The organism is Neisseria canis, assembly GCF_900636765.1.
Classification (GTDB): domain Bacteria; phylum Pseudomonadota; class Gammaproteobacteria; order Burkholderiales; family Neisseriaceae; genus Neisseria; species Neisseria canis.
Map to the genome: position 1 here is coordinate 1,108,660 of NZ_LR134313.1, position 11,191 is coordinate 1,119,850.

Annotated in this window: 10 protein-coding genes; 4 read left to right on the forward strand and 6 right to left on the reverse strand. The window is 50.4% G+C overall.

The genetic code is table 11. The features are described 5' to 3' along the window. The first annotated feature begins 72 nt into the window (after nucleotides 1-72). The gene (locus EL143_RS05125; RefSeq protein WP_085416511.1) at nucleotides 73-1,395 is read left to right on the forward strand and encodes an MFS transporter; all 1,323 of its coding nucleotides are present in this window, start codon (nucleotides 73-75) and stop codon (nucleotides 1,393-1,395) included. 62 nt (nucleotides 1,396-1,457) lie between these two features. Next, nucleotides 1,458-2,501: a DUF2157 domain-containing protein gene (locus EL143_RS05130; protein ID WP_085416512.1), complete on the forward strand. Its 1,044-nt coding sequence runs from the start codon at nucleotides 1,458-1,460 to the stop codon at nucleotides 2,499-2,501. Between the two features lie 55 nt (nucleotides 2,502-2,556). Here the strand turns inward: EL143_RS05130 and EL143_RS05135 are convergent, their stop codons facing one another. Further along, complete coding sequence (locus EL143_RS05135) at nucleotides 2,557-3,717, reverse strand: trans-sulfuration enzyme family protein (protein WP_085416513.1); 1,161 nt, start codon at nucleotides 3,715-3,717, stop codon at nucleotides 2,557-2,559. 222 nt (nucleotides 3,718-3,939) lie between these two features. Here EL143_RS05135 and folE2 point away from each other — a divergent pair, with 222 nt between their 5' ends. Both folE2 and dsbD read left to right on the forward strand, forming a co-directional pair. Next, nucleotides 3,940-4,719, forward strand: a complete 780-nt coding sequence (folE2, locus tag EL143_RS05140; RefSeq protein ID WP_085416514.1) for a GTP cyclohydrolase FolE2 — start codon at nucleotides 3,940-3,942, stop codon at nucleotides 4,717-4,719. Between the two features lie 255 nt (nucleotides 4,720-4,974). Beyond that, the gene (gene dsbD / locus EL143_RS05145) at nucleotides 4,975-6,762 is read left to right on the forward strand and encodes a protein-disulfide reductase DsbD (protein ID WP_085416515.1); all 1,788 of its coding nucleotides are present in this window, start codon (nucleotides 4,975-4,977) and stop codon (nucleotides 6,760-6,762) included. A gap of 424 nt (nucleotides 6,763-7,186) precedes the next feature. On the opposite strand, the gene EL143_RS05150 is transcribed toward dsbD, so the two are convergent. The 5 genes from EL143_RS05150 to EL143_RS05170 all read right to left on the reverse strand — a co-directional run bounded on the left by EL143_RS05150 (nucleotide 7,187) and on the right by EL143_RS05170 (nucleotide 10,994). Continuing rightward, on the reverse strand, nucleotides 7,187-7,921 hold the full coding sequence (locus EL143_RS05150; RefSeq protein WP_085416516.1) for a lysophospholipid acyltransferase family protein: 735 nt from the start codon (nucleotides 7,919-7,921) through the stop codon (nucleotides 7,187-7,189). Between the two features lie 44 nt (nucleotides 7,922-7,965). Further along, the gene (gmhB, locus tag EL143_RS05155) at nucleotides 7,966-8,526 is read right to left on the reverse strand and encodes a D-glycero-beta-D-manno-heptose 1,7-bisphosphate 7-phosphatase (RefSeq protein ID WP_085416517.1); all 561 of its coding nucleotides are present in this window, start codon (nucleotides 8,524-8,526) and stop codon (nucleotides 7,966-7,968) included. Nucleotides 8,527-8,759: 233 nt separating this feature from the next. Next, the gene (tenA, locus tag EL143_RS05160; protein ID WP_085416518.1) at nucleotides 8,760-9,443 is read right to left on the reverse strand and encodes a thiaminase II; all 684 of its coding nucleotides are present in this window, start codon (nucleotides 9,441-9,443) and stop codon (nucleotides 8,760-8,762) included. A 26-nt stretch (nucleotides 9,444-9,469) separates the two neighbouring features. Then, nucleotides 9,470-10,444, reverse strand: a complete 975-nt coding sequence (locus EL143_RS05165; RefSeq protein WP_232001355.1) for a glycosyltransferase family 9 protein — start codon at nucleotides 10,442-10,444, stop codon at nucleotides 9,470-9,472. Between the two features lie 115 nt (nucleotides 10,445-10,559). Continuing rightward, on the reverse strand, nucleotides 10,560-10,994 hold the full coding sequence (locus tag EL143_RS05170; RefSeq protein WP_085416520.1) for a DUF7832 domain-containing protein: 435 nt from the start codon (nucleotides 10,992-10,994) through the stop codon (nucleotides 10,560-10,562). Nucleotides 10,995-11,191: the final 197 nt, after the last annotated feature.

Below are 11,191 nucleotides of genomic sequence, written 5' to 3' on the forward strand. Positions count from 1 at the left end.
GATAATGTGTTGCAAGCGGTGTATTATAAAATGTATCAACGTAAACAAGCAGCATTTTTCTAAAGGAATCATATGGATATTTTAACCCGACTGCAAAATCTGCCTCCGGGCAAATTCCACTATAAATTATTGGTGCTGATTGGTTTGGGCTGGCTGTTTGATGCCATGGATACCGGCATGGTGTCGTTTGTGTTGGCTACGCTGGGCAAAGAATGGAATCTCGCACCTTCACAATTGGGCTGGATTGTCAGCGTCGGCTTTATCGGCATGGCTTTGGGTGCGGTGCTGAGCGGACGGGTGGCAGACCGTATCGGGCGCAAAAATGTGTTTATCGCCACGATGGTGGTATACAGCATTGCCACGGGCTTGTGCGCCTTCGCCTGGAACCTTGAAAGCCTGTTGTTTTTCCGTTTCTGGGTCGGGTTTGGTTTGGGCGGGCAGCTGCCGGTGGCAGTGTCGCTGGTGAGCGAATATGCACCGCCGCAAGTGCGCGGGCGTTTTATCGTGCTGCTGGAAAGTTTCTGGGGCTTGGGCTGGCTGGCGGCAGCGCTGGTGTCGTATTTCTTTATTCCGCATTACGGCTGGCAGAGTGCGTTTTTGATCGGTGCACTGCCCGTGTTTTACGCATTTTTCGTGTGGAAACTCCTGCCTGAATCGGTGCCCTATCTCATCAATAAAGGGCGGGTGCGGGAAGCGCATGAAATTGTGTGCAAACTTGAAGCGCAGGCCGGTTTGCCGGTGGTGGAAACGGCTGCGGTGGCCGAGCAGCCTTCTACCGAACCGCCGCGTTTCGTCCAGCTGTGGCAGGCGCCGTTTGCCAAGCGCACGTTGATGCTGTGGCTGATTTGGTTCGGCATCGTGTTTTCGTATTACGGCATTTTCACTTGGCTGCCGAAGCTGCTGGTGGAGCAGGGGCATACGGTGGTGAAAACCTTTGAATATGTGTTGGTGATGATTCTGGCGCAACTGCCGGGCTACTTCGCAGCGGCGGTGCTGGTGGAAAAAGTCGGCCGCAAAGCTACGTTGGCGGGTTTTCTGTTTGCCTGTGCCGTGTGTGCGTATTTCTTCGGCCACAGCGATTCGGTAACGATGATTATGTTTTGGGGCTGCTGGATGTCGTTTTTCAACTTGGGCGCGTGGGGCGTGCTCTACACTTATACGCCCGAGCTGTATCCTGTGCGTTTCCGTGCCTTCGGTTCCGGCTGGGCCGGCGCCATCGGCCGTATCGGCGGCATCGTGGCACCGATGGCGGTGGCGGCGATGATCGGCGGCGAGGGCGGCTTCGGGCGGATTTTCGTGATGTTTACGGCGGTGTTGATGGCTGTGGTGGCGGTGATTGTGGTGTTGGGCGAGGAAACCAAAGGCCGTACGCTGGAAGACATCAGCAGGCAATGATGAACTATGCCTGTCTGAAACCATTTTAAACGCGGCCCAGTGTTCGTATTCAGGAAAAAGCTATGGAGATCAGAAAACACCATTTGCAGCAGGCGGTGGAGCGGCAGATTATCAACGGGCAGCAGGCCGACGCTTTGTGGACGTTGTGGCAGCAGCAAAACAGCCATGTGCTGCAGTTCAGCTTTACCCATGTTTTGTATTATCTCGGCGGGCTGCTTGCCATCGGTGCGATGTCGCTGTTTATGACACTCGGTTGGGAAACGTTTGGCGGTTCGGCGATTGTGGTGCTGTGTTTGGCTTACGGCGCGGCAGGTATGGCGTTGACCGAATATTTCCGCAAACGCGGTCTGCACATTCCGGCCGGCATCTGCGCCACGTTTGTGGTGGTGTTGGTGCCGCTGGCGGTTTACGGCGCGCAGCAGGCATTGGGTTTCTGGCCGGATAATGAAATGGCTTACCGTGATTACCACCGCTGGATCGACTGGCGCTGGCTGATGATGGAGCTGGCCACGCTGGCGGCCGCTGCCTTGATGCTGTGGCGTTACCGCTATCCGTTTTTGGTGATGCCGGTGGCGGTTACGCTGTGGTATATGTCGATGGATATTGCCGATTGGATTATTTACGGACACGGCGGGGTTTATGATTGGGCGCTCAAGCGGCAGGTTTCGGCTTTATTCGGCGCGGCGATGATTCTGCTGGCGTTGTGGGTGGATTTCCGCAACCAAAGCGAGCGTGATTATCCGTTTTGGCTGTACCTTTTCGGGGTGATTACGTTTTGGGGCGGCCTCAGCTTTATGGAGTCCGACAGCGAATGGAACAAGTTTTGCTATTTTCTGCTTAACGTGGCCATGGTGTTTACAGGCGTGTTGATCCGCCGCCGCGTGTTTGCCGTGTTTGGCGCGTTTGGCATGTTTGGTTATTGCTGGTATCTGGCCGATAAGATTTTTCAAGACAGCTGGCTGTTTCCGATTTCGCTCACGCTGATCGGCCTGCTGATTGTGTGCATCGGTGTGTGGTGGCAGAAGAAGGAAGCGGTTTATACGCAGAAGCTGCAAAACAAAATGCCGCAAGCAGTGCGCCGTTTTTTGCAACGTAAGTTTCAATGATGAAACTATGCCTGTCTGAAAAAGCGTTCAGACAGGCATTTGATTCCGTTCTTGATCACGCCGCGGTATCCAGCGCTGTGGCGATGTCCCGATAAATATCGTCAATATCTTCAATGCCCACCGAAAAACGCAGCAGGCCTTTGCGGATGCCTAATTCCTGTTTCAATTCCGGCGGCATGCCGCTGTGGGACTGGGAATAGCTGTGGTTGACCAGGCTTTCCACGCCGCCGAGGCTGGAGGCCATTTTGACAAGCTTCATGTTTTTAACCACGCTGTTGGCCGCTTCTACACTGTCGTTTTTCAGATAAACCGAAACCACGCCGCCGAAGCCGCGCATTTGCTGCCCGGCCAGTTTGTGGTGTTCGTGGCCCGGCAGACCGGGGTAGAACACTTTTTCTATGGCAGGGTGTTGTTCCAAACGGCGTGCCAACTCCAGCGCATTGTCGCAATGCTGCTGCATACGCAGGGCGAGGGTTTTGATGCCGCGCAACACCAGCGCGCAATCCATCGGCCCCGCCACGCCGCCGGTGTTGACCATCATGCTTTGCAGCGGCTCTGCCAGCTCGGGCGTTTTGACTACCACCGCGCCCATCAACACATCGGAATGGCCGCACAGGTATTTGGTGGCGGAATGGAACACAATGTCGCAGCCCATATCGAGCGGGTTTTGCAGATAAGGCGTGGCAAAAGTGTTGTCTATGCCTACCAGTGCGTCGGCGGCTTTGGCTTTGGCGGCCAGCAGAGGAATATCCACCAGTCGCAGCAAGGGGTTGGACGGCGTTTCCAGCCAAACCAGTTTCACTTTTTCTTCGGCCAAAATGCGGTCGAGGTTTTCGGGTTGGGTGAGGTCGGCAAACACCACGTTCACGCCCCATTTGGCATAAACCTGCGTGAGCAGATCATAGCTGCCGCCGTAGATGTCGCCCACGGCTGCGATGGTGTCGCCGGGCGCGAGAAATGTGCGGAACACGCAGTCGATGCCCGCCATGCCGCTGGCAAATGCAAAGCCGTGCGAACCGTGTTCCAGAGCGGCTACGGTATCTTCCAGCACTTTGCGCGTGGGGTTGGCGAGGCGGGAATAGCGGTAGGGGATTTTTTCACCGATTTCGTGCATGGCAAACATGCTGTTTTGATAAATAGGCGGCATAATCGCGCGGTTGTGTTCGTCGCAATCATATCCGGTGTGGATGGCTTCGGTGGAGAATTGATAATCCATGATGGTGCTTCCGATGGTTGGGTAAAACGCCATTTAAACATATTTTGCACCATGTTTCGTTAAATATGATAAACCGGCATGAGAATCCGTTTTGTTTGGCCGACAACCAAGCAGGCGGTTGTTTGCAGTTATAGTTATTCTCAATGGCTATTTCTTGCTTGCAGTTATATACTTACGCCCTATATTAAGGGCGTTGCCCCGCATCAAAAGGAAAAATAACGCATGAACGCCATTATTGCAGACGTGCAAAGCAGCAAAGATTTACGCAATACGCCGATTAACCAGGTCGGCATCAAAGATTTACGCTTCCCCATCCTGCTCAACACCGCCGAAGGCGTGCAACATACTATTGCGCGCCTCACGATGACGGTTTACCTGCCCGCCGACCAAAAAGGCACACATATGTCGCGCTTTGTGGCTTTGATGGAACAGCAGACTGAAGCCTTGGGCTTCGAGCGTTTGAAAACGCTGACCGAGGAAATGGCAAAGCTGCTCGATTCGGATTCCGGCCGCATCAGCGTGTCGTTTCCCTTTTTCCGCAAAAAAACCGCGCCGGTTTCCGGCATTCAGTCGCTGCTGGATTACGATGTTACGCTGACCGGCGAAGTGAAAGGCGGCGCCTATTGCCACAGTTTGAAAGTGTTGGTGCCGGTAACCAGCTTGTGCCCCTGTTCTAAAGAAATTTCGGAATACGGCGCGCACAACCAGCGCTCGCATGTAACCGTATCGCTCCGGTGCGGCGGCGGGGAAGTGGGTATAGAAGAGGTAATCGACTGTGTGGAAGAGCAGGCTTCCTGCCAGCTTTACGGCTTGCTCAAGCGGCCGGATGAAAAATTTGTTACCGAGCGCGCTTATGAAAATCCGAAATTTGTGGAAGATATGGTGCGCGACGTAGCGGCAGCCCTGCGCTCCGACAAGCGGATTACCGGCTTTATAGTGGAGAGTGAGAATTTCGAATCGATTCACAACCATTCGGCTTATGCCTGCATTGTGTATCCTTAAAAATAAGCCAGCCTTACTTAATTTTATATAGATGCCTGTCTGAAAATAATGCTTTCAGACAGGCATTCATACCGATAAGGATTTGAAAATCTGCGGTTGCGACGTTTTACTGCCTGATTTCTTACAGTTTTGGCGGGTAATAAATTGAAATTTTCAGAAAAAATTTAACTGAATGATGGCATTTTGCTGTGTCAAACAGGATAATAGCGGTGTTTTAGTTAGAAAGTGGTTTAAAACCAAGAAACAGGCAACACAATGAAAAAAATATTGGGTTTCTTAATCGCGTTTTTTGCTTTGGCGCAAGCCGCTTATGCGGTGGACGCTTCCAAGCTGCTTCCCCCCGAGCAGGCGTTTGTGCCGCAAATAGAGGTGAGTGACAAAGGGGTGGATGTGCAGTTTGCTGTGGCCGACGGCTATTATCTCTATCAATCCAAAATCCAGGCGGAAGCCGGCGAACCCGGTTTGCTGGATCAACCGAAGTTCAGCCCGGGCAAGGAAAAAGAGGACGAATTTTTCGGCAAGCAAACGGTGTATTACCACGCCGCTCAGGTGCTTTGGCCTTATAAGCAGAAAGGTGTGCAAAATTATAAGCTCAAGCTTGCTTATCAGGGCTGCGCGGATGTGGGCGTGTGCTATCCGCCGGTTGAAAATACGTTTGAAATCAAAGGAAACGGCTTTTACCAAGTGGAAGGCCTGCCTGCGGCAAACGGCAAAGACCGCTTTTTGCAGCCCGCGGATTCCGACGGTGTGACTGCGCCGTCCAAAAGCAAAGGGGGCAGCCCTTTTAAGATTTCCCGCGAAACGCTAGGCGCCAACTTGTTGGCGTTTTTTATCGCGGGTTTGGGTTTGAGCTTTACCGCGTGTATGTATCCGCTTTTGCCGATTGTTTCGGGCATTGTGGTGGGCGATAAGCAGGCAGGCAAAGGGCGTGCGTTTGCTTTGTCTATGGTTTATGTGCAGGGCTTGGCGCTCACTTATACTGTGGTGGGTGTGATTGCGGGCTTGACCGGCTCGCTGCTGACTGTTTGGCTGCAGCAGGCATGGGTGGTGTTGGCGGCGGCAGGTGTGCTGGTGCTGCTTGCGCTTTCCATGTTCGGTTTGTTCAATATCCAGCTGCCGGCTGCGCTGCAAAGCTATTTTCAAAACCAAAGCAACAAGCTTTCCAACGGCAGATTGGCTTCTGTGTTCGGCATGGGCATGCTTTCCGCACTGATTGTCGGCCCTTGTGTGGCGCCGCCTCTGGTTGGTGCCTTGGGTTATATCGGTCAAACGGGCGACGGTGTGCTCGGCGGTTTGGCGCTGTATGGGCTGGCGTTGGGTACGGGTGCGCCGCTGATTGTGGTGGGTACGTTCGGCGGGCATGTGTTGCCGAGGGCAGGGGTGTGGATGAACGGAATCAAATATGCGTTCGGTATCATTCTGTTGGCCGCTGCTTTGTATATCGCCAGCCCGTTTTTGCCTTATCCGGTGGTGATTACGTTATACAGCCTGCTGCTGGTGATTCCTGCAGGTATGCTGTTGGCACGGGTGATGTACACGCAGGGAGCGATGCGCAAAGTGTGCGCCGTATTGGGCGGTGTGATGTTGGCAGGCGGCTTGTGGTTCGGCTTTCAAAGCTATCAAAACCAAACCACTGCGCTGCATGAGTTTTTAACGCTGCATCCGCCTGTGGAAAAAGGGCATGTGTTCGGTGAGAAGTTTACCGATATCGGTGAGCTGAAAGCGGCTATGGAGATGGCGCTGAAAGAAAAGCCCGACGAGCCTGTGCTGCTGGATTTTTACGCCGACTGGTGCGTGAGCTGTAAAGAGATGGAAGCGAGAACGCTGAATCAGCCTAAAGTGCACAAAGCCGTGGATATGAGCCGTTTTTTCCAGGCGGATGTCACCGCGAATACGCCTGAACATCAAGCGCTGCTGAAAGAATACGGTTTATACGGCCCGCCGGGTGTGTTTGTGCTTAAAGGCGACGGCAGCCGCAGCGAAGCGCTGTTGGGCTTTGTGAAGGCGGATGAGTTTATAGAATGGGTGAACAGTAACCGCTAAATGGCGAATGCCTGTCTGAAAGGTGTTTTCAGACAGGCATTGTGTTTTGGAGAGCGGGGTGAAGCAGGACGTATAGTTAATCAACTTAACTTTTACTATGGCGTTGTTGTGCCTTGGTTCAAAGAGAACGATTTTGTAAGCTGCTGAAGCGGCAACACAATTATTCCCGTACCATCTGTGCTTTTTTCGGCTTGCTGCCTTGTATTAAAAGTGTGTTGATTGGCTATATTTTTCTGAGCTAAATCGATTTATCAATATAGTCAATCCACTTATATAATTAAAGATACCGTCATACTCGGGTCAAGCCCGAGTATGAAGAGCATAGGCAGTATAGGAAACAAAATATGCCTGTCTGAAAACAAGCAACGCGTTTTCTGCGAAGCTGAAGTTTTCAGACAGGCATTATCGTATCGGACTGAATGGTTTATCGGGCTTTGGGGCTGTAACACGGCCCTTGCCCGCTGATCAGCTGCATTTGCTCCTCAATCCAATTTTCACACATGGCCGTCAGCTCATCCACTTCGGCCGCATTATAAGCAATCGGTTTGCCGATAATCATTTTGATGGTGCCGGGGTATTTGAGGAAAGAATCGCGCGGCCAGTATTCGCCGCTGTTTACCGCAACCGGCACGATGTCCATTTCCAACATTTTGGCCATGCGCGCCGCGCCCGCTTTGTATTTGCCGCGCTCGCCCGGTTTGATGCGTGTGCCTTCCGGAAAAATGGCAATCCAAAAGCCTTCTTGTTTGCGCGCTTTGCCTTGCCTGAACATATCTGCGGCCGCTTTTGAGCCTGCTTTCCGGTCGATGCCTATGGTTTTGGCAATTTTCAGACCCCAACCGAAAAAAGGGATTTTAAACAGCTCTTTTTTCGCCACATAAACGTGCAGGGGAAACACTTCCTGTAAGGCCAGCGTTTCCCAGCCGCTTTGGTGTTTGCAGCAGATAATGGAAGGCCTGTCTGAAATGTTTTCCCGCCCCTGCACTTCGTATTTTAAGCCGACAATGTTTTTCAGCGACCAAAGCAACACCTTTGCCCACGCTTTGCCGATTTGGTTGGCGCCGCGAGGGATCAGGGCGGCAGGGAGCACCAAAACAAACATGATGATGGCGCTGACACACAATATCAGCCAGTGAATTAAATTTCGGATAAGCAGCATATTGTTCCTTCTTTGGTAGCAAACGGACAATCAAACAGGCTTGATTATGCGCTTTGCTCTGATTTCATTTGCATCATATATTGTGAAAATGCCATCAAATCATCGAAAACCTGCGTTTGGTCGGGCAATTGGTCGCCTTGTTCGGACAAGGTTTTTTTGCCTTTGCCGGTGAGCACCAGAATGGGTTTGCCGCCGGCAGCCTCTATCGCCTGCAAATCGCGCAGGCTGTCGCCCACCATATAGGTTTCTTCCGGTTTGGCGTTGAAGCGGTCGATGATGTCGTTTACCATGCCGGGCTTGGGTTTGCGGCAGATGCAGTGATCTTCGGCTGTGTGCGGGCAGAACCAGATGCCGTCGATCTGCCCGCCTGCCTGCTGCACCAGGCGGTGCATTTTACTGTGCATTTCGGTCAGCTCCTGCACGGTAAAATATTTGCGTCCGATGCCCGATTGGTTGGTGGCTACGGCAATGGTGTAACCGGCTTCGGTGAGAAACGCAATCGCGTCCATACTGCCTTCAATGGGTATCCATTCGTCTACCGATTTCACAAAATCGTCGCGGTCTTGGTTAATCACGCCGTCGCGGTCGAGAATAATCAATTTCATCCGAATTGTCTTTCTGTTTGATATTGAGCTTGGGGCTGATAAGTGGCGGTTTGTCATGGATGGCCAATCAATTTAGCTTTGCTGCGGTGTTGCCGGGCCTTTAGCTTAAAAGGGAATAATTTGCTAAAGCAGTAGCACAATCAGCCGCCATATTATCTGTATTGTCTTCTACTTGCGGCCAAAATGTCTGTCTGAAAAAGCCGTTGGTTGCCGCATGGGCAATGTTTTCCGCTTCAAGGTTTTGAAAACTTATCCAAACCCGGCCATTGCTGCCGCCGGTAGGCACTGTCCCAAAACAGCCATTCCAGCTTGGCCGCCATTGTATAGGCTTCGTGCATTTTTTGCAGCGTGCAGCCGTCGCAACCTGCGGCTATTTTGTCTACGGTTTCAATCACGCGGCGCACGGACGCATTGAATTCTTCGCCCGCATAAGTGTCCACCCAGGCTTGGTAAGGGTTGCCGGGGGCGGATTTGTCGTAAATGTCTTTACCCACTTCGGCGTAAATCCAAAAGCAGGGTAACAGCGCGGCCAGCACGACGGGATAGCTTTCAGACCATGCAACAGCGAGCAGGTATGAAGTGTAATGATGGCAGGCGAGTGTGAGCGGGGTATGTTCGAACTGCTCTTTGGTAATGCCGAATTGCTGCATAAAGCCGTCATGCAGACTGCGTTCTACAACAATCGCGCCGCGCGCCGCATCGGTAAACTGCAAAATGTCGTCTGTATCATAAGCTTTTGCGCCGCACACTGCCAACGCTCTGCCGTATGCCACGAGATAGTGGGCGTCTTGAATCACATAATGGCAAAACGCGTCTTTGTCCAACGTACCTTTAGCCAATTCTTGATTAAACGGCAAATTCAAAGTGGCTTGATATAAATCTTGGTTGCGTTTCCAAGCTTCTTGGCTGAACGACATGGGCTTCTCCTTTTGAGGGAATCGGTTTATCGGATAGGGGGAAGTTGCTGGGGAGATATTTCGTCGATGTGTTCTTTAAAAAACAGCATATGGGTTTCATTGGTACTGTTTGGGTACCAGTATGCCGTATTTTCGGCATTATCCGGGTAAAAGCCGATGATTTTTTTGTTAAACCCTGAAGCGATATGAATGATTGCAGTGTCCGGGGAAATTACCCAATCAGCGTGTTTAATTAATACTGCACTATCTAAAATAGAACGGGTGCCGGTATAGATAAATACATTTTCATATTTTTCAGACAGGGGTTGCAGGCGCGCCGTTACTTCCGGGTAGGTAAGCAGTACAATTTTTTTCTCCGGCAAATATTGTTGAAAATAATGTAGAAATTCTTCTATCCGTGTTTGGTTGAACCTTCTTGAATTGGCAGCACCGAAAAAATTCACGGCCAAATAGTTTGTTAACTGATGGCGGTTTAGAAAAGCGGTAACAGCGGTTTGGTCGGTAGGCTCAGGTATGTCGTATCGTGTGTCAATATTGTTTAGACCGCATAATTGAAGAATACGTTTGTAGGTTTCCGAAGTGTGCAACAGCGGTTCATGAATGTTTAAATTAAAAATCCGGTAATCCTGTTTCAGATAGCCGATATTGTATTGGGCCGCCAAAGCGCGTAAGAGCACCAAGTCGCGGTTTCGGGTAAACACGGTGGGGTCAACGACTATTTGATATTGCCTTGCCAGCTTTTTGCCTGTGATGTAGTAACTTACTATGCTTTTGGATTTGACCAAGTAAAAGTGGTCGATATATGGGTTGTTTTGAAATAAATCTTGATTTTTTTCGGTACAAATTACACCGATTTTTATGGCCGGATTGCTTTTTTTCAGTTCGCGAAATGCAAATGAGCTGACGATATAATCACCGATTTTGCCGTCGGGCCGCAAAAACAAAACGGATTGTAGGTTTTGAGGCGTGTGCGGATGGCCAGTTTTCGGGGCACGATCCAATAAAGCTTTGCCTATCTGGATCAGCCGGGTTTGGATTGCGTGCTTAAGAGCCTTGTGCCACTTTTTGAATATTTTTTTGTCCATAGATTGATTTAATCTGAGGTTACAGGCAAGGTTATTTTAATGAAGCTTGCCAGCGCTCAAAGGCTGTTTGAAATACGCGGTTTAACAAATTTTGATTGAACTGTGTGTTTTCTGTTCGATAAAAACCGTTTTCGTCTTCAATATTCAAGACTAAAAAATAATCTTCGATAAACATGCCGTAGCCATCTTCTTCATCGTCATAATAGAAGAGGGTAAAGCGGTTGCCGGTTTCATTGAAGCAGGTTTCATCAATACCTCCGCCAAGTTGTTCCAATATAAATTGAGCACCGGATATGTTGCCGCTTTTCAATAATTCGAAATCAGGAAGCGCCGCAGCCGCAGCGCTGTTTAAATTTTGGGAAACCGCCCATGCATAATAATAGCCGATATGATGTGCCGCGTGGCTGCGTGGTAAATCGGCGGGGTAATCTTCGTTAAGATGGAAAGAAATATGGTCGTAATGCATAGTAAGCTTTCATTTTTGCTTCAGGTTTCAAAATTTATCGGCAATTCACTATAAATTTAGCATAAATATTTGATTATTATATTTTAAATCAGTATCTAATCCGGTGCAGGCAAACTGACACAGTTAATCAATTTAATTTTTGATATCAGGCAGCAAGCTGAAGACAGTAAGCCAGTACGGCAAGGTACAATAATGCC